This window comes from Teredinibacter haidensis, from assembly GCF_014211975.1.
In the GTDB taxonomy this organism is placed as follows: Bacteria; Pseudomonadota; Gammaproteobacteria; order Pseudomonadales; family Cellvibrionaceae; genus Teredinibacter; species Teredinibacter haidensis.
Map to the genome: position 1 here is coordinate 226,915 of NZ_CP060084.1, position 24,726 is coordinate 251,640.

Annotated in this window: 14 protein-coding genes; 11 read left to right on the forward strand and 3 right to left on the reverse strand. The window is 48.7% G+C overall.

Annotation, left to right across the window (positions count from 1 at the left end; all coding sequences use genetic code 11):
- Nucleotides 1–2 precede the first annotated feature (2 nt).
- On the reverse strand, nucleotides 3–2,468 hold the full coding sequence (locus H5715_RS00905) for a M1 family metallopeptidase (RefSeq protein WP_246434642.1): 2,466 nt from the start codon (nucleotides 2,466–2,468) through the stop codon (nucleotides 3–5).
- A gap of 295 nt (nucleotides 2,469–2,763) precedes the next feature.
- Here H5715_RS00905 and H5715_RS00910 point away from each other — a divergent pair, with 295 nt between their 5' ends.
- The 4 genes from H5715_RS00910 (at nucleotide 2,764) to H5715_RS00925 (ending at nucleotide 10,501) form a co-directional block, all read left to right on the forward strand.
- Nucleotides 2,764–3,969: an efflux RND transporter periplasmic adaptor subunit gene (locus tag H5715_RS00910; RefSeq protein WP_075186018.1), complete on the forward strand. Its 1,206-nt coding sequence runs from the start codon at nucleotides 2,764–2,766 to the stop codon at nucleotides 3,967–3,969.
- Entirely contained in the window at nucleotides 3,966–7,070 is a 3,105-nt protein-coding gene (locus H5715_RS00915; protein WP_246434643.1) for an efflux RND transporter permease subunit, read from the forward strand. The genes H5715_RS00910 and H5715_RS00915 overlap by 4 nt, the downstream gene beginning before the upstream one ends.
- 103 nt (nucleotides 7,071–7,173) lie before the next feature.
- Nucleotides 7,174–8,607, forward strand: a complete 1,434-nt coding sequence (gene nhaC, locus H5715_RS00920; RefSeq protein ID WP_075186017.1) for a Na+/H+ antiporter NhaC — start codon at nucleotides 7,174–7,176, stop codon at nucleotides 8,605–8,607.
- Nucleotides 8,608–8,653: 46 nt separating this feature from the next.
- Complete coding sequence (locus H5715_RS00925) at nucleotides 8,654–10,501, forward strand: DUF885 domain-containing protein (protein ID WP_075186016.1); 1,848 nt, start codon at nucleotides 8,654–8,656, stop codon at nucleotides 10,499–10,501.
- On the opposite strand, the gene H5715_RS00930 is transcribed toward H5715_RS00925, so the two are convergent.
- The gene (locus tag H5715_RS00930) at nucleotides 10,502–11,035 is read right to left on the reverse strand and encodes a hypothetical protein (RefSeq protein WP_075186015.1); all 534 of its coding nucleotides are present in this window, start codon (nucleotides 11,033–11,035) and stop codon (nucleotides 10,502–10,504) included.
- Between the two features lie 122 nt (nucleotides 11,036–11,157).
- Here H5715_RS00930 and H5715_RS00935 point away from each other — a divergent pair, with 122 nt between their 5' ends.
- On the forward strand, nucleotides 11,158–13,698 hold the full coding sequence (locus tag H5715_RS00935) for a beta-glucosidase (RefSeq protein WP_083608046.1): 2,541 nt from the start codon (nucleotides 11,158–11,160) through the stop codon (nucleotides 13,696–13,698).
- 145 nt (nucleotides 13,699–13,843) lie between these two features.
- Nucleotides 13,844–15,310, forward strand: coding sequence for a DEAD/DEAH box helicase (locus H5715_RS00940; RefSeq protein ID WP_075186014.1), 1,467 nt, complete (start codon nucleotides 13,844–13,846; stop codon nucleotides 15,308–15,310).
- A gap of 325 nt (nucleotides 15,311–15,635) precedes the next feature.
- On the opposite strand, the gene H5715_RS00945 is transcribed toward H5715_RS00940, so the two are convergent.
- Complete coding sequence (locus H5715_RS00945) at nucleotides 15,636–17,717, reverse strand: cellulase family glycosylhydrolase (RefSeq protein WP_075186013.1); 2,082 nt, start codon at nucleotides 17,715–17,717, stop codon at nucleotides 15,636–15,638.
- Nucleotides 17,718–19,709: 1,992 nt separating this feature from the next.
- Between H5715_RS00945 and H5715_RS00950 the strand changes: the two genes are divergently transcribed.
- The 5 genes from H5715_RS00950 to H5715_RS00970 all read left to right on the forward strand — a co-directional run bounded on the left by H5715_RS00950 (nucleotide 19,710) and on the right by H5715_RS00970 (nucleotide 24,725).
- Complete coding sequence (locus tag H5715_RS00950; protein WP_075186011.1) at nucleotides 19,710–20,387, forward strand: PEP-CTERM sorting domain-containing protein; 678 nt, start codon at nucleotides 19,710–19,712, stop codon at nucleotides 20,385–20,387.
- Nucleotides 20,388–20,959: 572 nt separating this feature from the next.
- Complete coding sequence (locus tag H5715_RS00955; protein WP_075186010.1) at nucleotides 20,960–22,135, forward strand: Re/Si-specific NAD(P)(+) transhydrogenase subunit alpha; 1,176 nt, start codon at nucleotides 20,960–20,962, stop codon at nucleotides 22,133–22,135.
- Nucleotides 22,136–22,137: 2 nt separating this feature from the next.
- Nucleotides 22,138–22,422 (forward strand): proton-translocating transhydrogenase family protein, encoded by a 285-nt coding sequence (locus H5715_RS00960; RefSeq protein WP_075186009.1) that lies wholly within the window; start codon nucleotides 22,138–22,140, stop codon nucleotides 22,420–22,422.
- Nucleotides 22,423–22,431: 9 nt separating this feature from the next.
- Nucleotides 22,432–23,826 carry an NAD(P)(+) transhydrogenase (Re/Si-specific) subunit beta gene (locus tag H5715_RS00965; protein ID WP_075186008.1) on the forward strand — a complete coding sequence of 465 codons (1,395 nt, stop codon included), beginning with the start codon at nucleotides 22,432–22,434 and terminating at the stop codon, nucleotides 23,824–23,826.
- A 176-nt stretch (nucleotides 23,827–24,002) separates the two neighbouring features.
- Nucleotides 24,003–24,725, forward strand: a complete 723-nt coding sequence (locus tag H5715_RS00970; RefSeq protein WP_075186007.1) for a DUF2189 domain-containing protein — start codon at nucleotides 24,003–24,005, stop codon at nucleotides 24,723–24,725.
- Nucleotide 24,726 lies beyond the last annotated feature (1 nt).

Genomic DNA, 24,726 nt, shown 5'->3' on the forward strand with positions numbered 1-24,726 from the left:
GCTTACTTCCTCTTGGGCGTTGCTTCCGGTGCTTTTTCTTCAGTTTTGATATCGTGCATGATGTCGCGATATACCGGGTCGGTTCGCTCTTCCTGTTTAAAGGCTTCGATACGGGAGGGAATGATCCGACGTGGGTAGTGGTTGTTATCCACATTGACATCGGCTGTCATCCACTCGGGGTCTATCGTTACAGCGCTGAGATTTTTATCGGTTACGATTAATTTTTTTACCGAGTGGGGCGAGCGCCGCCAGATTTCGGCGGGAATGTAACGCTGTTCTTTTTTGCCGTTCTCGTAGGTAAGCTCCAACAGAATGGGCATTACCAAACCGCCGAGGTTGGAAAACTCCAGCACGTAGTAGTTTCGATCTTCTTTTACGGCTCGGCTAAGTGCCTTGCGTTCCCAGTCTTCAAGATCAACCAGCATCTGCTGATACTCGTTGCGTTCAACATTGGTGACGGTAAAGCGGTCGTGCTTATCGTAGAAATCGCTTACGCCTTTATTACTGTCTACCCACAGGCGCTTGTCTTCCTGCTGGTTACGTTCAACAAATACTGACGCGGGCTTGTCTACCTCCTCTTCGCGTCGACGCTTAAAGTCGATATCGGGATTTAATGTGTCGATACGCAGCTGTGAAACTTTGTCCACGGAAATATCAACGTGGTCGGTGGTATAAAACCAGCCGTACCAGAACCAGTCCAGATCAACGCCTGAGGCTTCTTCCATGGTGCGGAAAAAATCTGAAGGTGTTGGGCGTTTATATTGCCAGCGTTGGGCGTATTCCTTAAAAGCGAAATCAAATAGATCGCGGCCTAAAATGATTTCGCGCAAAATATTCAGTGCAACAGCTGGCTTTGTGTAAGCGTTAGGGCCGAGATTCAAAATACTATCCGATTGTGTCATCACCGGTACTTGGACTTCGGATTTCATATAGTCGGCCACATCGCGAGGTTCGACACCCCAGGGAATGTCCGGGTCCCACTCGCGACAGGCAATGCCATCGAGAAAGCTATTTAGCCCTTCATCCATCCAGGTCCACTGGCGCTCGTCGGAATTTACCAGCATCGGAAAATAAATATGGCCAATTTCGTGAATCACCACGCCGATTAAAAAGCGCTTTTCCGCCTGCGTATACGTTCGGCTACCGTCTTCGTGCCAAGTTGTACGCGGACCGTTAAAGGTGATCATGGGATATTCCATACCTCCTACGGGGCCGTTAATGCTTTGCGCCACAGGGTAGGGGTAGTCGAATGAAAAGCGCGAATATACCTCCATGGTGTGTACCACTGCCTCGGTGGAATATTTCTGCCAAAGCTCGCCGCCTTCTTTTGGATAAAAAGACATTGCCATGACTAGGGGCATTTTTTCTCCACCCTGATGATAGCCCTTGGCGTCCCACATAAATTTACGGGAGGAGGCCCAGGCAACGTCGCGGACGTTGTTGGCTTTAAAGTGCCAGGTCTTGGTTTTGTTTGTACCTGCTTTTTCGTTTTCCAGAGCTTCTTCAGGGGTTACAATAAATAGAGGGCTTTTGGCGTTTTTAGCTTTGTCCAAACGCTGCTGCTGGGTTTTGGTGAGCACGTTTTGAGGATTTTGCAGTTCGCCGGTTGCGGAAACAATGTGGTCGGCTGGTACGGTAAGCTTAATATCGTAGTTGCCAAACTCCAGGGTAAACTCACCGCGACCTAGAAACTCCTTGTTGTGCCATGCTTCGTAATCGGAATAGGCCGCTACGCGTGGAAACCATTGCGCCAGCAGAAAAATATCGTTTCCGCCTTTGCGTTCATCGTCGGGAAAGTGTTCGTAACCCGCGCGGGCCGATACGGCATCTTCTTCGAGAATATTGTAAGCGTAATTGAGCTTAAAGCTTAGCTGTTCACCGCTTTTTAAAGGCTGAGGTAAATCGATACGCATTTGTGCACCCTTTATCAAATAGGGTAGTGCGCTGCCCTGCGTGTTTGTTACGGCGCTAATTTCGTAGCCGATGTTATTGTCGGCATAGAATTGCTGACGGCGAAGTTCACCAAAGGTGATGCCAGCGGGCTGTTCATCGTTTTTTGCTCGGGTCGCCGGGCCGCGCCGACCCAAGCCGCCGAAGGCGACGGTTTGTTCTGCCATCGAATCCGGTTTAAAGCGGTTTTGCTCCAGTTGCAGCCACAGGTATTTCAGCGCGTAGGGCGAATTATTGTGGTAGCGAATGGTTTGTTTGCCTGTGAGTCGGCGCTCGTTTTCGTGCAGGGTGGCCTCAATACTGTAATCCACTTGTTGCTGCCAGTACTGCTGGCCCGGTTCTCCGGCTGCGTTGCGGTAAGCATTGGGTGTGGGCAGAATTTCGTCCAACTGGCGAAACTTATCTTCAAAATCGCCTTTGGTTTGTTTGACTGTGCTGGCAACACTGATGCTGGCTAGGGCACAGCCAACCGAAATGGCGAGGTATGCCACAAGCTTCATCGGTTTAGGTGCTTTCAATGAGTTTCTCCTGCGGGCAGTTGTTTAAGCGCAGAAGTTTAGCAGGTGTTACCGTATCTACCATACCGCATCGTGACCGAATTAAGTGTTAAATTCGGGCTTGAAGTGGGTGTGCCAGATGTAACCCTCTGTGTGCCCCAAAACAAGACAGGGATAGATCGGTAATACCGTGCGCCTAGCGGGGAGAGCCTGTTTAATCTTTCTTTCATTGTTTGCGTTGTGCTTACTCGTACTCGTATATATTTTTCACTAGGTTATGCGTAAATATTTAAAAATCAACTTGGGGACAACTTCTATGGCCGAAGCTACATCTGCAGCATTCTCGAAAACACGCACAATCGTTATTTGTATAGCCGTATTGTTTGCCGGGTTATTGTTGTCGCAAGTTATTTTTACTACCGAGCCGGTGGCTCAGATAGAGGCGGCCACCAAGCGCACCGCGATGCTGGTGGAGGTTGTCGAGGCTGAGTACGGGAGCTTTCATCCACAAATAACGGCTATGGGTACAGTGGTTCCAGCCGAGCGGGTTTTGTTGCGAGCGCAGGTGAGTGGGCACATTTCTGCGCGCGCCGAACATTTTTTTCCTGGCGGTTACGTTAGGAAAGGAGACATGTTGGTACAAATCGATCCTGCAGATTATCGTCACCAGTTGCAGCAATTCGAAAGCGAGCTGGTTCAGGCACAATCTGCGCTGGCTATCGAAGCCGGAGAGCAGGAGGCTGCACGACGAGATTATGTGCGGCTCAATCGTGAATTAAAGGGGTCGCAACAAGAGCTGATTCTGCGCAAGCCTCAAATGCGTAGTGCGCAGGCAAAAGTTTCAGCGGCCCAGGCGATGGTAGAGCGGGCGAAACTGGATTTGGCGCGTACGCAGGTACGCGCTCCTTTCGATGCTCAAGTGATTAGCCGTAATGTCGATGTTGGTTCAATGGCGAACCCCAATGAGACCCTCGCCGAGGTGGTAGGAGTGGATCACTATTGGGTTGAGGCATCGCTTCCGCTTGCGAGGCTACCATGGTTGGTGTTGCCGACAGAGTCCTTGCCTGGCGGTAGCGTTAGTGTGCGTAATCGAACAGCCTGGCCCAGTGGCGCCAGCCGTGAGGGCCGTTTGTTGAGTGTTGTTGGTTCTCTGGACGGGAGCACTCGCATGGCTCGGGTGATCATTAAGGTCGAAGATCCACTTGCCCTGCGCGATACGAACAACGGTGCTCGGTCGCTCGTAGTCGGGAGTTTTGTCGAATGTAGTATTACCACGCGTAAATTGGACGAGGTTGTCAAAATTCATCGCGACTATGTGCGCAAGAATAATACTGCTTGGGTGATGGAGAGGAATACCCTGGTTATTCGCGAATTGGATATTGTTTTTCAAGATAAGGAGTACGCCTACCTTAAAAGCGGTTTAAATGCCGGAGACAAAATTGTAACAACTGATCTTTCTCGTGTGCGCGAGGGGGCTGAGCTTAGATTAAAAGGTGAAATGAATTCGGAGGTTCGCTCGTGACAACGAACAGTGGTTCCATCGCCTGGATGGCGAAAAATTCTATAGCGGCCAATCTGTTGATGATTATTTTGCTTGGTGGTGGCCTGTTTATGGCGTTTGAGGTACAAAAACAGGTCTTTCCTGAGTTTGAAATGGATATTATCGATGTAAGTGTTAGCTATCCTGGATCATCACCAGAAGAGGTCGAGCAGGGCATTCTTCAGCCGATAGAAGGTGCTTTACGTGGCGTACAGGGAATTAAGGAAATGTCTTCCCAAGCGAGGGAGGGGGGCGGGCAAGTGAGTTTGGAGCTGGTGTCTGGCACCGATCGCATGAAAGCTTATCAGGAAGTCGAGCAAGCCGTTAGCCGTGTACGCACCTTTCCCGACGATGCCGAAGATCCTGAGGTGAGCATACGGGCTAGCCAGAATAGGGTAATGGAAATTGGTCTATATGGTGACCTCGATATTTGGAGCCTGCGGGAGCTGGCCGAGCAACTACGCGATCGATTACTCACCGAAAACACGATTACTCATGTAGAGCTGGGAGGCATTCACGATTATGTCACCCATGTGGAAATCGCGCAGGAACAGCTGCGCCGCTTTGGATTAACCTTGGGAGAAGTGGCCCGCTCAATTGCATCATCGGGGCGTGATGTGCCGGCTGGAGCTGTAGAAACGAGTCGTGGTGAAATTCTAATACGATTAAAAGAGCGTAAACAGTGGGCGGAAGAGTTTGCCAGTATTCCAGTGGTTATCGCTGATAGCGGTGCGCTGGTTACTCTTGGTGACATCGCCACCGTGTACGATGGATTTGAGGAGTCAGGCTTTCATTCACAATTTAATCGGCAACCATCTGTTGATGTGGATATCTATCGCGTAGGGGACCAATCTCCACTGAATATCGCTACGGCGGTCAGCGAAGTGCTGAAAGAGTTGGATGCGACGCTGCCGTCTGGTGTGCATTATCGTATTGATCGGAATGATGCCGAAGATTTTCGTGATCGGTTAATGCTGTTGCTGGGGAATGGTGGTTTAGCCATTTTAATTGTGCTGATGATACTCACGGTGTTCTTGGAGTTACGCTTGGCCATTTGGATTATGGTGGGCATGTGCGTTTCATTTGTTGGCGGCGTGTTAGTGCTACCTTTTTTGGGTGTCAGCATCAACATGATTTCTATGTTTGCCTTTTTGGTTGTACTTGGCATTGTTGTGGATGATGCGATTGTGGTGGGGGAAAACGTCTACGAGCGCCGCTTGCGGGGCGAAGACTACATGACCGCCGCGATCAATGGCACTCGCGAAATTGCCATGCCGGTAACATTCACCATTCTGACCACTATTGTTGCCTTTGTTCCCATTATGTTTATTCCCGGTACCACGGGAAAATTCTGGTGGCCGTTCCCGGTGGTGGTGATTGTGGTGTTAATTTTGTCGCTTATCGAAGCTCTCTATATATTGCCCGCGCACCTGGCACACAATGCGGTGAAAACACGCACAAAGATCGGCCAAAAAATTCATCAGCGCCAACAAAAAATGGCCCGAGGTTTTCATTATTTAGTTGAAACCCAATACCGCCCTGTAATCGATCGCTGCCTGCGTTTTCGTTATATCACCGTTAGCGCTGCGTTATCGTGTCTGATAGTGGTGGGAGCATATGGCGTGAGTGACCATATGGGGATGATCATGATGCCGCGCGTAGCTGCGGATGAGATTGAAGCGGGTGTGCGTTTGCCGGTAGGTACGACCCTTGAGCAGGCCGCCCGGGTTGCTAACGCGATTACCGAATCAACCCACAAAATGTTCGCAGAGCACGATCTCCACCGGGTGGCAGAGGGAATAAAAACCAATGTTCGGGGCAAAACTTTTATCGATGTCGAAATGGTGATGAAACCACCCAACCAGAGGGATATGAGTGCAGCGGAAGTGATTGAGTTGTGGCGAAATGAAATTGGCGATATTGATGGGGTTGACCAAATTACGTTTGAAGCAGAGCGCGGCCCGGGTGGCTGGCGAAATGATATTAGTGTTGACCTTAGCCATAGTGATACCGCTGTGCTGGCAGAAGCTGCTATGGATTTTAAAGCGCGTATGGCGGAATTTTCCAATACCCGTAATCTCAATGATAATTACAATACCGGCAAATTACAGTACAACTTTACGATGCTTCCCGAGGGCCAACTATTGGGACTTAGCCCCGCGAATGTGGGGCGCCAGGTGCGCGACGCTTTTTACGGAGCGGTGGCGCTGCGGCAGTTGCGCGGCACCAATGAAATTGAAGTGCGGGTAAAGCTACCGCTGGCAGAACGCCAGCAGCAACACACGTTGGACAATTTAATTATTCGCACTCCGGATAACCGGGAAGTGCCCTTGCATGATGTCGCCAATGCCGAATTAAGCGAGGCATTTAGTTCGCTGAGTCGGCGCAATGGTCGTCGGGTTATTAATGTGGGAATGGATGTCGAGCCACAAAGCGCCATCAACCGCGTTAGCGCGGCCATGAATGAGCGGATACTACCGCAGTTGCGTGAAGACTATCCCGGTGTTACCTGGAGCTTTCGCGGTAGCGAAGCAGAAATGCGCGAATCCACGCGTGTGCTCTGGGGTGGTTTTTCCATGGCCATGTTTATCATTTATTCCCTTTTGGCCATCGCCTTCCGCAGTTATACGCAACCACTTATTGTTATGATCTCAATTCCATTTGGTTTGATCGGTGTAGTGCTTGGCCATTTGCTACTGGATTACGATTTGTCTCTGGTGAGCTTAATGGGAATGGTGGCTTTGTCTGGTGTGGTTGTGAACGGTGCGTTGATTATGGTCGACTACGCCAACCGCCATCGTGAGCATCTTTCGGCGCTGGAGGCCATTCGGGAAGCGAGTATCCGGCGTTTCCGCCCCATCTTCCTAACAACACTCACCACTTTTGGTGGTCTCGCACCGATTATTTTGGAAACCTCACGACAAGCAGCACAGCTGGTTCCGATGGCTATTTCGCTAGGGTTTGGCATTATATTCGCGAGTGCCATCATTTTAATTATTGTGCCGTGTTTTTACATGGTGCTGGAAGATATTCAGGGTGTGTGGTATTCAAAAAAAGCCGGTTTTATAGAAGGAGAGAGTTAATTGGAGGGCGCTGCCTCCCGTAGCGCTTGACGCCAGTGTCCAGAGCAGGACAGACTACTCTTTTTTCGCGAACCGCCTCTTTTTTCATTGATCAGGATCAGACATGAGTCGCACTCCATCGTTTGTTTTGAGCCTTACTCCCGTTTGTCTTCTTATTGCTCTGTTGGCGCTAAATGTTTATATCTTTGGCGATAATGCCATCGGCGGTGCAAACCAGCTGACGATGCTTTTTGTTTCTGCTGTAGCCACCGTTTTTGCCCTGCGTATTGGTATCCGCTGGAAAGATCTTCACGCAGGTATGATCAAATCTATTGCGGTTGCAATGCCGGCAATTTTGATTTTGTTGATGGTGGGAGCACTTTCAGGAACCTGGCTGCTGGGTGGGGTTGTCCCCGCCATGATTTATTACGGCCTCTATATTCTCGACCCCAATATTTTTCTATTGGCAGCTTGCGTGATCAGTATTGTGGTGTCGGTTGCGACGGGTAGCTCGTGGACAGCGTCAGCTACGGTCGGCGTCGCCTTAATGGGTATTGGCATAGCGCTCGGATTCAACCCGGCAATGACCGCCGGAGCGATCCTGTCCGGAGCCTATTTCGGCGATAAAATGTCGCCGTTATCGGATACCACCAACCTTGCGGCGGCAGTCTCCGGTGCGGACTTATTTACTCATATTCGTTATATGTTTATTACCACGGGGCCTTCCATAGTGATCGCGTTGGTAGTTTTTGCGTTTATGGGGATCGGCGATTACGAGCAAAAAACGGGGACGCGCGAGATACAAGATGCATTGGCCGCAACCTTTAACATCAATGGCTTTTTACTTATAGCGCCACTTTCCGTCATTGTGATGATTGTAAAGCGTGTGCCGGCCTTGCCAGCGTTATTTGTAGGTTCCCTCCTCGGTGCGCTGCTGGCACTTACTTTTCAATCGCCCTTAGTGGAATCTCTTGGACAAGAAGCGGGATACCAAAAGCTGACAAGCTATGCGGTTATTCTCACAGCTTTTTATGGAGAAACGAGTATTACAACCGGCTCGGCAGTGGTGGATGAGTTGCTAAGTTCCGGTGGTATGGCGGGTATGCTGAATACCATCTGGCTGATTCTGTGTGCAATGATTTTCGGCGGGGTGATGGAAGCTTCGGGTTTTTTACGTCGTATTACCTCGGCTATTGTTCTCAAAGCTCGCACCCAGGGACAGTTGTTCAGTGCTACCGTGGGCACCTGTATTTTTACCAATGTCAGTGCGTCGGACCAATACTTGTCGATTATAGTGCCTGGCCAAATGTATCGGGAAGCTTATAAAGATCGTGGTCTCGAACCGCAGAACTTGAGTCGTACGTTGGAAGACTCGGGTACGGTAACGTCTGTTTTGGTTCCGTGGAATACTTGCGGTGCGTTTCATGCTGGCGTGCTGGGGGTTGCAACCTTAAGTTATGCACCGTTCGCGGTTTTCTGCTTTATCAGCCCGATTATGACACTGTTATTTGCCTTCTCCGGGTATAAAATCGCGAAGACCGGAGCTGTCGTCGAGTAAGTGTGTTTACCCGTAAAGAATAATGTTTCCTACCTGGAGTGATCTTATGTTTAAAAAAATGGTCATGGTGTTTATTGCTGTGCTTAGTGTTGCCTGTAGTGAAAAGGCGGTGGAGGTTGTTGATCAGACTGACGAGGTGGTGCTGAGTGAAAGCGACAGGCTCAATCAGTGGTTTGAAACAAAATACGAAGAAAAATTGCGGTTCAGTCCCATTGAGCTGACCTTTCTGGGGCGCAAGGATCTTTACGATAAAATAGACGACTTTAGTATCGCCGCTGAGAAAAAGCAGCTTGCTTGGTTGGCGTCCACCGTTGATGAGCTAAAGACCCAATTCAATTATGCCAAGTTAGACAATGAAACCAAAACCTCTTTCGATATGTGGGTTTATGGCTACGAGCTGGCCAAGGCTGGCGAGCCATTTATGGAGAGCGGCTATATTTTTAATCAAATGGATGGCCTGCATTCGTTCCTGCCAACATTTTTAATTAATTTTCACAAGGTAGAGGATGAGCCTGATATGCGTGCCTACCTGGCGCGGATCAGTGGTGTTTCCAGGGGGCTGGAGCAGTTGCTGGCCCGAGCTAAAGCCGCATCGGATAAAAATATTCGGCCACCCGCATTTGCATATGAAATTGTTGCAGAAGAAATCGAAAAGCTTATTACCGGAAAACCGTTTGATAACTCTGACGTAGATGCCCCGTTGTGGCTCGATGCTAAAAGTAAGATGAATGCCCTTTTGGAAGGGGGGAAAATTACTCAGGCCGGTGCAGGTGATCTACTCAAGAAAATAGAAACGGCGCTATCGGACGAATATGCGCTTGTTAACCGTAACATTATCGCTTTCCTTGAAAGCGATATTGAAAATACCAGCCCCCTTTCCACTGGGGTGTCTGCGTTACCAAATGGTTTGGAGTATTACAATTATCTGCTAAAACTGATGACAACCACCGATCTCAGCGCCGAAGAGATTCACCAGTTGGGTTTAAGTGAAGTCTCGCGACTGCGTGAAGAAATGGTTGCGCTGAAGGAAAAATCTGGTTTTGAAGGCAATCTACAGGAATTTTTTACGCTCATCCGGGAAAGCAAACAAGATGCGCGTTTCTATTACCCCAATGTGGATGACGGTCGCAAGGCCTATATTGATGATGCTTCGGCGGCCATTGAAAATATCAAAGCCGAGCTACCTCATTATTTCGGGATTTTGCCTAAAGCTGATTTAGTGGTTAAACGTGTAGAAGCGTTCCGCGAGCAGGATGGTGCTGCTCAGCACTACTATCCAGGCACACCCGATGGTTCGCGCCCGGGAACCTATTACGCACACTTGTCCGATATGGAGTCTATGCCGAAAAATCAGTTGGAGGTGATTGCTTACCATGAGGGGCTACCCGGCCACCATATGCAGATCTCCATTGCCCAGGAGTTAAAATCGGTACCTACCTTCCGCCGTCAAGAGCACTTCACCGCGTATGTGGAAGGCTGGGCGCTGTACTCCGAGTTTTTAGCAAAAGAAATGAATAACACCTATATAGATGTTTATTCAGATTTTGGTCGTTTGAGTAGTGAAATTTGGAGAGGTATTCGGTTGGTGGTCGATACTGGTCTGCATGCCAAAGGTTGGACAGAGCAGCAGGCGATAGAATTTTTCCAGCAAAATTCGCCCGAGCCATTAGAAGGTATTCGATCCGAAGTGCGCCGCTATCTGGTTATTCCCGGTCAGGCAACGTCGTATAAAATCGGAATGATCGATATTCTACGCCTGCGAAAAAAAGCGGAGGATACGTTGGGCGATAAATTTGATATTCGCGGCTTCCACGATACGATTCTGGGTGGGGGGGCGCTGCCACTTACTCTGCTGCAACGCCGTGTCGACCAATGGATAGTATCCCAGCGTTAATTACCAATGTTTAGCCTGTTCCGGTTGGCGGTTAAGTTCTATTTCAACCGCCGCCAGGAAAGCCAGCTGATCTTTACTGGCTTCCCTTTCTTTTCCTGCTGTCTCTTTTAGCATTTTTAGCAGTGATTCTTTGTGCCTTGTCTGGTACTGCCCAATGCTGGGAGCAAGAACCGGTTTGACTTCGTCGGTAATATTCACCACGTCTTTGAGCAAATGTGAGGATACGGCAAACGATTCAATCGCTGACGTCTCGCTAATACCAAACTCCTCGATAAAAAACTGGATAACGTCCTGCTTTTGTTCACGGGTAATGTCTCCTTCCAGCCTCGCCATGGCGACAACAAGTAGAGCGGCGGCTTCCATGGGGGTTTCCAATCGGTGTAGGGGTTTGGTGCCTAGCTGTTTTTCCCATTCGCGCCTGCGCGCCCAATAGAACGGGTTGAAGGTGTTCAGGTTTACGCCAGCATTGTGCAAGCGGTAGAGCGCAAAGCACAGGGTCGCTAGAGCGGTAAGAAATCCAATGATGATATGCATGATGCTTCCCTTAAGTTCGCATTACGGCTTTTTACTGACCTAAAGCCTGCTACTATCGCAACGATAATGATAGCGTGCTTGTCGTTAACTGCACATCACCTTTTAATGTAAAGATCCTACCTATGAAATTGCCTGAAATACTATGCCCCTTGTGTCTGCTCACCCTAATGGGCTGCGCCAAGCCCTTACCGGAAGTTGTTATGCCTGAGGATAGCCGGAGCTCTGCAAAAGTTGTTGAGGCCGAAGTTGAGCGTCTTTTAGTGGCGCTTACATTGGAAGAAAAAATTTCGATGTTACACGCCAACAGTAAATTCACCGTGGCAGGCGTTGATCGTTTGAACATTAAGGAAATGACGCTAAGCGATGGACCTCATGGTGTGCGCGAAGAGATCTCCCGGCACAGCTGGGCCTCGGCTAACTGGGATACGGATTACGGTACTTATCTACCACCTCTCACGGCGGTTGCCGCCAGCTGGGATCCGGAACAGGCTCGTCTACACGGTAGTGTTTTGGGTGCAGAAGCCCGTCATAGGGGGAAGGATATTATTCTTGGCCCGGGTGTAAATATTGCTCGTCTACCAACGTATGGCCGTAACTTCGAATACTTTGGCGAAGATCCTTTTTTGGCCGCCAGCATGGTCGTACCTCAAGTTCAGTCCATTCAGGAAAACGATGTGGCAGCCTGTGTAAAACACTATGTGTTGAATTCACAGGAATTGAATCGCTGGAATGTCGATGCCCGGCCGGATGAGCGCACATTGCGGGAGGTTTATTTACCGGCATTTGAAGCGGCAGTGAAAGAGGGGGGGGCACTGTCGTTAATGGGAGCTTACAACCGTGTTTATGGCACGAATGCCAACCAGAGTAAGCGCCTAGTGCAGGAAATTTTAAAAGAGGAGTGGGGGTTTGACGGCGTATTGCTGACGGATTGGCATGTGGATATTAATACGTATGACGCGGCCATGAATGGCCTCGATCTGGAAATGGGAACCAAGGTTGACGACTACGAAGACTATTTCTTTGCTCGACCACTACTAAAAATGGTGAAAAAAGGAAAAATTCCCGAATCGATTGTTGATGACAAAGTACGGAGGATTCTCCGTTTGCAACTGCGTGTGGGGATGATGGATCCACAGCGTAAAAGTGGTGCGCGTGATACCGAAGCGCATCATCAAGCTGCTCAGTCCATTATTGAGCAAGGCATCGTTTTACTCAAAAATGACAATCAGCTATTGCCCTTGGATAAATCCAAATTGAAAAAAATCCTGGTGCTTGGGCCCAATGCCACGTTGGCTCACGGCCGAGGCGGCGGTTCTGCGCAAGTGAAATCACACTACGAGATTACACCTCTGGAGGGGTTGAAAAAAGCGTTGGGTGACGATGTCGACATTATCTATATGCGTGCAGCCAGCCATAATACTTTGCAGCCCATCGCGACCGATTATATTTCCACTCGCCATGGAGGCTCTGGAACGCCGGCCTGGATGGTTCATCGTTTCGAGGATGCCGAGCGGACAAAACCTAAGGGATACGAGCAATGGCCGGAATCCCGTTACGAGATGGAGCCCGGTGTTGCCACACAGTATTTAAATATGCAGGCAACGCTAGTGCCTTTGGAAACGGGTGATCATATTGTTCAGTTTAAAGGAGTGGGTAAAGCCGAGCTGCAGGTAGAGGGCGAAACGGTGCTTCGCTACGAAGGCGATGAAGAAAGTACGGTAGCGAAAACGTTGCGACTGGAAGCTGGCAGCCCCTACAAATTTGAATTGTTCTACGATGGTGATCGCGCGTTTACGCTTGGGTGGGCAGCGCCGGGATTGACGCTGGCGAGCGAAGCTGAATATTTGGCGGTCGCAAAGGACGCCGATGCGGTACTTTATTTTGGCGGCTTAAACCACGATCATGATCGTGAAGGCGCCGATCGTAAAGATATGCGATTACCGGGAAATCAGGATGATGTTATTCGTGCGCTAAATAAAGTGAACCCCAATACTATTGCTTTTATGGTTGCCGGTTCAGCGGTGGAAATGCCCTGGGCTGAAGATGTGGCGACTATCGTGTGGGGATGGTACGGAGGAATGGAAGCCGGTAACGCATATGCGCGAATGCTACTGGGGGATATCAACCCTGGCGGCAAAATGCCCATCACTTTGGCGCAAAAATACGAGCATACTTCGGCCATCGCGCTTAACGATTACAACGAGGTCGACTCGCTGTATAAAGAGGGTGTTTTTATTGGCTATCGCTGGCTCGAACTCCACGGCATTAAACCTCTCTTTCCTTTTGGTCACGGTTTATCTTATAGCGAATTTGAATTGAGCAACTTATCGCTCCCCAACACGGTTTCGGTAAACGACGAACAAATTACCATTAGCGTTAATGTGAAAAATACCGGTAAGCTCGCGGGTTCGGAAGTGGTGCAGCTATACTTGGGTGATGATCAGGCGAGTGTTGAGCGTCCGCAAAAAGAGCTGAAGGGGTTTGCCAAAGTGTGGTTGCAAGCGGGGGAAGAAAAGCAGGTAACGATCAATATTGGCCAGCGAGAATTGTCGTTCTGGGATGTGGAAAGTAAGGGTTGGTTAGTCGAACAAGGTAAATTTAATGTCTATATGGGCGTATCCAGTATGGATATTCGCCAAGAGGGTAGTTTTGTTTACCAATAAGCTTATACAGAAGGGAGGGCAGTGCTTTAGTTCTTTTCCTGTCCGGGAGGCTGCGCAAGGGGATAAATAATAACAGGCAATCGCTGTACGATTCCTGTACACTGCGCGCCTTTTCCCCTGTGTGCAGTTCCTTCCGAGAGTTTATATGATTTTTTCCGAACTGGGTTTGTCCGAATCCATTGTCAAAGCCGTAGCCGAGCAGGGCTACGAAACGCCTACACCTATCCAGGCCCAAGCGATTCCCGCTGTGCTGGAGGGGCGTGATGTGATGGCGGCGGCGCAAACTGGCACCGGTAAGACGGCTGGTTTTACCCTTCCGATTTTGCATCAGTTAAGTAAGGGAGAGCCTACCAGAGGGAATCAGGTCCGGGCTCTTATACTCACGCCTACTCGTGAGCTGGCAGCTCAGGTCGCCGAGAGTGTGCAAACTTACAGTAAGTACCTACCAAAAATTCGCGCCGAAGTGGTTTTTGGTGGAGTAAAGATCAACCCGCAGATGATGCGCCTGCGTCGTGGCGCAGATATTCTGGTGGCCACTCCGGGTCGCTTAATGGATCTCTTTCAGCAGAATGCAGTGAAATTTAATCATCTGGAGATTCTGGTGCTAGATGAAGCTGACCGTATGTTGGATATGGGCTTTATTCACGACATAAAAAAGATACTGGCGGTGTTACCTGCCAAACGTCAGAACCTGTTGTTTTCGGCAACCTTTTCGGATGAGATCCGTACGCTGGCCAAAGGTCTGATTCACAACCCGGCGGAATTTTCGGTTACGCCGCGCAATGCGACCGCTACTACGGTAAAACAATGGATTCATCCCGTCGATAAAAAGCGCAAGCCTGCATTGTTAAGCTATTTAATTGGGCACAACAACTGGCAGCAAGTGCTGGTGTTTACGCGCACCAAACATGGCGCGAATAAGCTAACCCGTTATCTTGAAGATGCTGGATTAAAAGCCGCCGCTATTCACGGAAACAAAAGCCAGAATGCACGCACCAAAGCGCTGGCAGATTTTAAGCAAAATAAAATTCGCATACTGGTGGCCACGGATATCGCTGCGCGTGGTCTTGATATTGACCAGCTGCCCCAGGTGGTCAATTTTGACTTGCCTAATGTGTCTGAAGATTATGTTCATCGTATTGGCAGAACCGGCCGTGCGGGCGCGAGCGGTCAGGCGGTATCTCTGGTGAGTGCCGATGAATTCGATTGTTTGGCCGGTATAGAGCGGTTAACAAAAAAACTGATTCCTCGTGAATATGTAGACGACTTTTATCCTGTGCACGAGCTGCCAGAATCAAAACTCGATTTGCGTCCAATCCGAGCCAAAAAGCCCAAAAAACCAAATGCGGGACACCGGGATGGGCAGCGTTCAGGCGAGGTGGCACGGGGACACAAGCCGAGCACTAACAGTAGCAGCAGGAAGAGGGCTGGTGGCCGTACGGCAGGAGAACATAAAAATACGGCAAAAGGGGATAATCCAGGCGCCAGAAATAGTGGTAGTACCAGCGCTGGCGATAACCAGAATATTTATGCTGGGCCTAAGGCCGGTAATACCAGTCGAGGCGGTCGTAGCCAAAATAGTAGTCAGTCCAATCGCGGCGGTAATCGTTAGCGGCGGATTTTGCGTCTTTCACTGAAGGTTAGTGGAAGGCGCGCTCTTCAAATAGTGCCGACCGAGTTGCGCTGTAAAATACGTAGTTTCTGGTCACTTTGCTCCTAGCGTTTTTTCCCAATCAAAAAAGAGTTAAATCGCTTGGTCTGGCTTCAAGCACTATCCCTTCTCAGTGCAGGCTGTCGACGCAATATTTCTGTGTAAGCGGCTCTATTCGTTAGAGCGCTGATTCCCTTTCTGTGAAAATCAAACACGCAAAAGAAAACCCGAGATCAGCTTTCGCTAGTCCCGGGTTTGGGTTTTGCTAATCCCTAGGGATTAATGTTTACCAGGTTAATTCCAGCAGACTCCACTTTCTTTCATCGAAGCCTAGCCATTCGCCCCAACCGGATTCGTTAGAGCGTGGATCGTAGGTTGTCTCATACAAACCGCCAGTGTCGCCGGACTCTGGGTTAATAGACCAGTAGCAGCTTTGGATGTTTTTCTCTGCCATGTAGTTGGCGAAGGCCGTTTGCCATTCTTGATCGACACCTTCGGGTATGTGATCCCAACGATCCTGATCTCGAATACTGGCGGCTCCACCTGGCCAATCCATATTTCCTCCCCACTCGCCAACGACCATTGCGTAGCCCATATCACGCAGATAGCCGAAGTGCTCTTCCCAGCCCGCGCGCAGTTGTGTGGCATTGATAACGATATTGCAGTCGTTTTCACCAGCTTCGTCACCTTCCAAACCTTCACACTCTGGTTGTGCAGGGTCCATGAACATCTTCTGTACGAATACGGAAGGACCATAGGTGTGTGGAGAGTAAACCAAACGCTCTTTGGGGATGTCAGGGGGGTTGTCTCCAGCTTCAAACAAGTTTTCACCCCAGTTTGGATTGGAGGCTTCTTCGCCGTGAGGAACTTCGATGATATCGTCTGGCGTACCGTCCTGGTTACTGGCCGAAGCGGAGATGCCTTGTACAAACAGAAGAATATTTGGATTGACTTCATTGATGGCACCGTAGGCGGATTCAACCAATGTTTTCCATTCTTCCCAAGTGTAATCCCATGGCTCGTTGAAGATATCGATACCGATAATATTATCTACACCAAGGTCGCTAGCCAGTCCGGCAAGCTCTCTAAGGTTAGCTAGCCAAGCGGCTTCGTTGTATGCGTCGCCACCGGATGCACAGCTATAGTCTTCACGAGTGAAGTCATAGTTGTCTCGGTCGGCATCGACATAGGGAGGACGGGCGTCCAGACGGCCAGCACGCCAACCAACGTAGTTTGAACAGGAGTGAATATCGAGCATAATTTCGATATTGTTTTCGTCGGCCTGAACAATAAAGTCTTCCATTGCCTGACGAGCATTATCCTGACGGTATTGCTCGTAGTTTTTCAGCACGTTACCCGTACCCTGTGGATCGTTTGGATCGAGGGTTTGAGGTGCGATAGGCAAGCGAACAACGTTAATGCCTCTCTGAGTGATTTCATCCATGGTTTGCTGGATAGTGCGGTCATGGGTGTCGGCCCAGAAGGTATTACCAATGTATAACTCCATAGGCGCGCCGCTGGGGTTATCTGGATCATCGGAGGGTTCGTGTCGGCCCTCTAGGCCAAACCATGAGCCACAATGAACATCGAACTGCTGGCCATTTTTGGTGATATTACCTGAGTCATCGACGCGGAAAATTCCGTCGGTGCTAGAGCTACTGGAGCTGCTGCTAGAACTGCTCGAGCTGCTGCTAGAGCTAGAACTACTAGAGCTAGAACTGCTGGAGCTAGAAGATGAGCTGCTGCAGTTCGATACCACTCCGCCGCTGCCGCTTTGACCTTCGCACGTTGTGCGACCAATACAGCTTTGGCTGTCTTCCCAACCCCAACCGCTATCCTGATTTTGACACAGAGGCCAAGTGCCGTTGCCATACCAGTTACATTCTTCTGCACAATCGCTGCTAGAAGAGCTAGAGCTGCTAGAGGAACTTGAGCTGCTAGATGAGCTTGAACTGCTAGAAGAACTGGAACTGCTACTGGAGGAGCTTGAACTGTTAGCTGTGCCAGTACAGCTTGGTGTTGCCAGGCTTCCATTGGAGCTTCCCTGGAATCCGAAGCTGGTGGATTGCCCATTGCCAAGGTTACCATTCCATCCAATGTTGGATGCTGAAACGGTGGTTCCGGAAGTGCTTAAGCTCGCATTCCAGCTATTTGTAATTTGCGGTGGTGCTGTAAAGTGAAGCGAGATTGTCCAGCTTGAAACGGCGGCCCCAGTGTTGGAAACACTAACGTCAGCTTGGTAACCGCTGTTCCACTGGTTTAGGCTCGTAACTTCACATGTTATATCGGCAAGCGCTGCGGGCGACAGGGCAAAAGCCAGTGCCGCGCAAGCTGTGCGTAGAGGTGTAAATAACTTTTTGGTTTTCATTTTTATTCCTCAGGAGGGTCAAATGATTAATGTTTCGCAAAACATGATGGCCCCTGTTGTTAGTATTATGGTGGGCTGTAACAGATAAATTCCGGAGCGCATAGGAACTGGTGTGCCCTTATTGCACCGGTAAAATGCAGGGCTTTTTGAGCCGTTACATTAAACTTGGAAATATAAAAATAATCGGATATTTCGAAATTATTTTTTTGTTATTGATGTTAAGTCGTATGTTCTTCTGCCTTTGTTTTATCGGTTGTAGGGCAAAAGTATTGGTAAGTGTGCTTTTTATATTTATTGCACCAAGGAGAATATGTTAACTGTTTTTTTTACTATTTAAATTGATTGGTGCGCCAAATTGAATTGATTTTAACGTTCATTTTTGCTTGTGTGAGGAAAGTATAATTTTTATTAAGAAGGGTTATTATTGGTTATTGTTTTTATTAGGTAAAAAATATCGTGGTAGGTGTTCCGAGGTTTAGTAATGCCTCGTTGCTATTTTAGTTATATTAAATACGATGTAAATATTATTATAAATGGAAATAATATTTTGCTTGTTTAGTTGCGATTATTTCATCGCAACTTTTTAAAACTGTTCGGCGTGGTTGGTGCCAAGTTTGTCACAGATATGGTGTGATCAAGTAGAAGAGTGTTTTGTGCTAGTTAAGCAGGGATAAAGCTAATTTATTCTTCGAGCTGAAAAACATTTCAGGTGATGCCTAGTTTAGGCGGTAGAGGTATTCAATAGAGTGCTGGGGTGAAGTAGGTTTGGGGTGTTATGTATTGATTTCTTTTTTGTTGTTAAGTGTGGACAGTGTTCGCTTCTCGTTGCTCTTTATTAACATTAATCCTCAATATTTTTCGGGTCATAAATGGGCGTTAAGTATTTTTGATTGCCGAGAATTGTCCGTGGAAAATGAAGGCTCTTAATTGCCGCTTGAAGAGATGTATAAGAGTAGGTGTTTTTGAGACGGTAATGCCATCGCTACAAGGTCTGCATTCGCGGGTGAGCCGTATTACCCCCGCAACCATCGGGGGAATGTCGGGGAGGGAGTTCCCGATTTCCACATTTTTTGTTTTGTCGGTCTTGTGTTTCGGGAATGTAACCTCGTTACGATCTTACGGTATGGGACATCGCGGTTTTGACGAGAGATTAAGCACTCAATAAGCATAGCTTGATGTTGGTGAAACTGTTTTCCCAAATTGATTTTGGGTGGGGCGTACCCCGCGCGCGTCGCTGCTCGCTTTGTAAATGCTTTACCCTTGAGGGTATAAATGGTTTGTTTTACGCAATTGGTGGGCAGTCTATATGCTATCTCCACAAAGTTGTGGGCTTGCCCGAGTTGAATGGTCAGCCGAAAAATGACTCGTCCTCTGTGCGCTGTTCCAGCGAATTGCGCACTTACGGTTGTTGTTCGTAATTGAGACGGGTACTTACTAGCGGTATTGTCTTTTCCGGTAGAGGCTTTCGGGTTTCCGGCTTGTTGCTAGGTGGAGCAAGAGTCCTTGTCTCAATTTAACGGGGTTTCTCACTGAAACTATATCGAACCCTATATGGTTGTGAACGCCTCCTAGCGGCGTAGTAGGTATAAATGTTTCTTTGTGTCCTAGCAGTTAATTGTCCCTGTATTTCAGGTCCGGCAGTGTCGGCGAGAGGGCGCGCACAAGGGGGCGCGGGAGTTCAGGGGGTTGTTGCTCGTGCTGTTCTGCTTGTTGGGGCAGTGGAAAAGCAGATAAAAGGTGATCTCTTTACAAGGGCCCCATGAAAAGCATGACTATTGAGGGGCTCAGCCCTGAGTCAGTTACAGTTTCGCCATCAAAAAAACAAGTGCATGGTTCACAAATATGTCGAGATGCTTATCATGTAAACGCTAACATTTTGACAGCGGATAACAAAAGGCTTTATTAATCAATACTTTATATTTTTAGGCGCGAATATTGCTTTCGGCATCGTATTCGTTGGAATGAAAGATGTGATGTGTTTTGAGGAAGAGTATGAAGCTTAGGTTTTTCTTGTTGGTGGGTGGGTTGGTTTGGTTGTCCTCTTTTCCGGTTAGTGCAGGGGTTATTCCCTATGGTGTTCACTCGGATACCGAGGTCTCTACGGTTGAGGGTGAGTGGGGGTGGAGTGAATGCTTTGTTACGCCCGGGCATTCATCCGGTATTGCGATTTCAGCCATACTCTCTAGTTGCGACACTGGTGATAGCTTGATGGTGGCGGTTAGGCGGGTTGGCTCTGATGTATTTGATATTTTAGGTGCTGCCAGTTTCGAAGTTGTTTCAGCCTACACGGTTTTGCCTTACAACATCGACACGCTTACCGGCAACGATGAGAATGGTATCAGTTGGTATCGGAACGGTAAGAGTTGGGGTTTTACTGAGCAGGGGAACACCATACGTCAATTTAGTGCAGATACTAACCTTAAAGATGCGCCTTATCACGGCGTGTCGGATACGAGCTATGGTTTTGTAGGCTTATCGTTTCATGCCAGGGGCGGTTTGTTGGATGCGGGTTGGGCGTTTAACAACGGTTCTTTTGTTTCTGTGGGCAAGGAGTATGAGCGTGTGTGGTTGACGGCTACTAGCGCTTCGGTGCCCGAGCCGGGAACAATATTTCTCCTTGCGCTGGCGCTTGTTGGGGTGGGCGTATGTCGACGAAGAGTTGACGTTTAATAAATAGATGGATTTTGAGTTTCTATAGCCTCGTTTTTTAGCGGGGCTTTTTTGTATTTGAGGTTTTCATTGTGAGTTAGTGCTAGCTCCTATGGGTGGTGTCGAAGTCTTTGTTGTTGCTCAGTTTGGGTTGATGATTGTTCCCTGTAAAAAATGAATGCTGTTTAGTGGGTTTAGGTGCGACAATATGCCACTTTTTTTTGGAGGGGGCGGCTCTGTATAGTAACGGCTCCGACTAAAAGCCAGTAGTTGAGCAGTCGCAGGGGCGATCTTTTGTTGTTGTGCGTCTTCTATGCATAACGTAGTGATGGGTAGATTGCCTGCAGCAGCTGGAGAAGACGAGACACTCCCAGATTAACGTTTTCTCGATTATTCGGCGCTGCCATTTATTGTGGTTTTTAGTTGGTCCCTTCTTAACAGACTATTTTGCGCCCCTTGTTGGGGCGCTTTATTTTTGCGCTGTATATAATCCTTATATTATTCATTGAAAGCATTCTGATCCTGTCATAAGTCAATACGATTTATTTGCGAAAATCGTATTCTGTGATAGTTCCTGTAAATGGGGGGAAATCATGAAAATTGCGGTACTTAAAGAACGTCGTGAATATGAAAAGCGCGTCGCGGTGACGCCTGAAGTAGTTAAGAAGTATATTAAGTTGGGCCAAGCCGTGGCCATTGAAAGCGGTGCGGGGCTTGCGAGTCGTATTAGCGATGAGGAGTATGCCCTTGCGGGTGCGACGATAGTTACCGATCCGGCTGCATTGTTGGCCGATGCCGACATTCTGTTAAAAGTACAGAGACCTTTGCTTGCGGGTGAAGGTGAGTTGGACGAACTTTCCTTAATGAAGTCGGGCAGTACGATTATTTCTGTGCTCTCTCCGTTTTCTTGTCCAGAATCGGTAGAGCTTTACGCAAAGGCTGGGGTTGCGGCTATGGCTATGGAGTTTGTTCCGCGAATTACGCGAGCGCAAACCATGGACGTGCTCAGCTCTCAAAGTAACCTTGCTGGTTATCGAGCGGTGCTCGAAGCCGCTTTTGAATACGAGCGTGCAATGCCGATGATGATGACGGCCGCAGGTACTGTCGCTCCTGCAAAGGTTATGGTGTTGGGGGCTGGCGTTGCGGGTCTTCAGGCGATTGCAACCGCTAAGCGTTTGGGTGCAATTGTTAGCGCTACCGATGTTCGGCCAGTGGCTAAAGAGCAGGTTGAAAGTCTTGGGGCTAAGTTCGTGATGGTTGACTCGGAAGAGATGGCCAATGCAGAAACGGACGGTGGGTATGCTAAAGAGATGAGTGAAGATTTCAAGCGCAAGCAAGCTGAGCTGGTTGCTGCCACTATGGCCAAGCAGGATATTGCTATCTGTACAGCGCTTATTCCTGGTCGTAAGGCGCCCACGTTGATCACAGATGAGATGGTGCACTCCATGCGCCCAGGCTCTGTCATTATCGATCTGGCAGTCGAGCAGGGTGGCAACTGTACTTTGTCCAAGCCGGGCGAGGTGGTCGATGTGAACGGCGTTGCTATTGTCGGGCACATGAATATGCCCGCGCGCTTGGCTGCTGATACGAGCTCCCTGTACTCCCGCAATCTGTACAACTTTATTGAGCCTCATATCAATACTGAAAGCCAAGAGCTGAGCTTTGATTGGGATGACGAAATCGTTGCGGCGACGTTATTAACACAAAACGGCAAGGTGGTTCATCCACAATTCGCCCCGGTAAATGCTGATCAGAAACAGGAGGCCTAAGCGTGCACGGTGAATTTGTATCTCAGTTATCTATTTTCGTTATGGCGGTGTTTGTAGGTTATTACGTGGTTTGGAGTGTGACTCCAGCCTTGCATACGCCCCTTATGGCTGTAACTAATGCTATTTCCAGCGTGATTATTGTGGGAGCGTTGATCGCGGCGGGCCCGGCAGAATTCAATCTGGCGAAAGTGTTGGGCTTTATCGCCATGATCTTGGCGGCCATCAATATTTTTGGTGGTTTTGCAGTAACTCAACGCATGCTAGCCATGTATAAAAAGAAGAAATAGGGGGAACTAATGGAATCTAATTTAACTGCATTTGCCTATTTGGTTGCCTCTGTACTCTTTATATTGGCGTTGCGCGGCCTGTCGTCCCCAGAAACCTCCCGTACTGGGAACCTAATGGGTATGGTTGGTATGGGGCTGGCAATTGTCACGACAATTTTTAGCCCTGAAATAACCTCCTATACCTGGATTGTGGTTGCTTTGGGTATTGGCGCTGCAATTGGTATTACCATCGCTTCGCGTATTGCCATGACGGCAATGCCGCAGTTAGTGGCGGCTTTCCACAGTTTGGTCGGTATGGCGGCTGTACTGGTTGCTGGTGCGGCCTACTCTAATCCTGGAGCTTTCAGCTTGCTGGATGCCAGCGGTCAAATCTTTGCTGCCAGCCGTATTGAAATGTCTCTTGGGGTTGTTATTGGTGCAATCACCTTTTCCGGTTCGGTTATAGCGTTTACCAAGTTGCAGGGCTTGGTGTCGGGTGCTCCTGTTGTGTTTAAAGGTCAGCACCCACTTAACGCCTTGTTTGGTATCGCGATTATTGCGTTGATGGGTGTGTTCTATACAGACCAGTCTCCAACAATATTTTGGTCCATGACTGCGTTGGCCTTTATTATCGGCGTGCTAATCATTATCCCTATTGGGGGTGCCGATATGCCGGTTGTGGTGTCGATGCTCAATTCTTACTCTGGTTGGGCTGCGGCAGGTATCGGCTTTACGTTACATAACAATGCTTTGATAGTCACCGGTGCCTTGGTTGGCTCCTCTGGCGCCATTCTTTCTTACATTATGTGTAAGGCCATGAACCGCTCCTTTATTAGTGTAATTCTCGGTGGCTTTGGTGGTGAAAGCGAGAGTGCCGCTGTCGGAGGCGTAGAAGATCGTCCGGTTAAGCGGGGTAGCGCGGAAGATGCTGCTTTTATTATGAAAAATGCGGGCTCAGTGATTATCGTGCCTGGGTATGGGATGGCCGTGGCGCAGGCACAGCACGCCTTGCGTGAAATGGGTGATGTGTTGAAAGAGGCCGGTGTAAACGTGAAGTATGCGATTCACCCGGTTGCCGGGCGGATGCCAGGGCATATGAACGTACTACTGGCTGAGGCCAGCGTATCCTACGATGAGGTTTTCGAGCTGGAAGACATTAACAGTGAATTCCAGGGCGCGGATGTGGCCTTTGTTATTGGGGCTAATGATGTTACCAACCCGGCCGCAAAAACCGATCCGCAGAGTGCCATCTACGGTATGCCAATTCTCGATGTTGAAAAGGCGCGTACTGTGCTTTTTGTGAAGCGCGGAATGGCGGCCGGTTATGCGGGAGTGCAGAATGAGCTCTTTTTCCGTGATAACACGATGATGCTGTTTGGTGATGCCAAAAAAATGGTGGAAGGTATTATTCGCAATATCGATTAGTGTTTACGCATTTTTTGTAAAAGGGTCTGATTTTCAGGCCCTTTTTTTGTTTCTGCGCCTTGTATAGAAACGGTTTAGGGTGAAGGTTGATCTTAATACTTGTGCGGATTTGCAAGCCATTGCACTATAGGTTCTTACGTTTATAACAATTCCCAGTGGAAATCGGAGTAAATAATATGACGGAAGCTAATCCTTATCAGGCGCCGGAGAGTGTGCTAGCGACAGAAAATGCAGAATCTATTGGTGGGTCTTTAGAGCGGGGGCTTAATGGCGAATACGATTTTGCTATTGGATCAACCATAAAAAAAGCTTGGTCGCTCACCAAGGGGTTTAAGCGAACTTATTGGGGGGCGGCCCTAATTGTCGTCGCTGTTAGTGTCGTCTTTATGTTGCTCGGTATCCCGGTAAAGAACAATGTTGCGCTTGCTATTGTCGTGCAGATTATTTCTTATATTGTGATTTATCCATTGTCTGCTGGCTTTTACATGTTGAGTGTTAGGAGGGCAGCTGGACGAGAAGTTCAGGCAATGGAAATTACCGGCTATTTCAATCGCACATTGAAGATTTTTTTGCTTAACGTGCTTATGATGGTTTTGGTTGCTGTCGGCTTGCTTTTGTTGGTATTGCCCGGCTTGTATTTGATGGTTGCGTATATGTTTGCGGTTCCATTGATGATTGATAAAAATATGGGCGTCTGGGCTGCACTGGAGGCTTCCCGTAAAACGGTTACGCACAAATGGTTTAGCTTTTTTGGCGTGTTTTTCTTGGTGATGATACTTGTGGCGGTGGCTGCGATTCCATTTGGTATTGGCTTGATTTGGGTTTTGCCGCTGGTTAGCCTGGTGTTTGGGGTCTTGTATACCCAAATTCTCGGGGTTGAAGCTGAGGCACGCGAGTAAG

Excerpts from the sequence above, each read along its gene's own strand:
- H5715_RS00910 (WP_075186018.1), top strand. The coding sequence starts at position 2,764 with ATGGCCGAAGCTACATCTGCAGCATTCTCGAAAACACGCACAATCGTT.
- nhaC (WP_075186017.1), top strand. The coding sequence starts at position 7,174 with ATGAGTCGCACTCCATCGTTTGTTTTGAGCCTTACTCCCGTTTGTCTT.
- H5715_RS00925 (WP_075186016.1), top strand. The coding sequence starts at position 8,654 with ATGTTTAAAAAAATGGTCATGGTGTTTATTGCTGTGCTTAGTGTTGCC.
- H5715_RS00930 (WP_075186015.1), bottom strand. The coding sequence starts at position 11,035 with ATGCATATCATCATTGGATTTCTTACCGCTCTAGCGACCCTGTGCTTT.
- H5715_RS00935 (WP_083608046.1), top strand. The coding sequence starts at position 11,158 with ATGAAATTGCCTGAAATACTATGCCCCTTGTGTCTGCTCACCCTAATG.
- H5715_RS00940 (WP_075186014.1), top strand. The coding sequence starts at position 13,844 with ATGATTTTTTCCGAACTGGGTTTGTCCGAATCCATTGTCAAAGCCGTA.
- H5715_RS00945 (WP_075186013.1), bottom strand. The coding sequence starts at position 17,717 with ATGAAAACCAAAAAGTTATTTACACCTCTACGCACAGCTTGCGCGGCA.
- H5715_RS00950 (WP_075186011.1), top strand. The coding sequence starts at position 19,710 with ATGAAGCTTAGGTTTTTCTTGTTGGTGGGTGGGTTGGTTTGGTTGTCC.
- H5715_RS00955 (WP_075186010.1), top strand. The coding sequence starts at position 20,960 with ATGAAAATTGCGGTACTTAAAGAACGTCGTGAATATGAAAAGCGCGTC.
- H5715_RS00965 (WP_075186008.1), top strand. The coding sequence starts at position 22,432 with ATGGAATCTAATTTAACTGCATTTGCCTATTTGGTTGCCTCTGTACTC.
- H5715_RS00970 (WP_075186007.1), top strand. The coding sequence starts at position 24,003 with ATGACGGAAGCTAATCCTTATCAGGCGCCGGAGAGTGTGCTAGCGACA.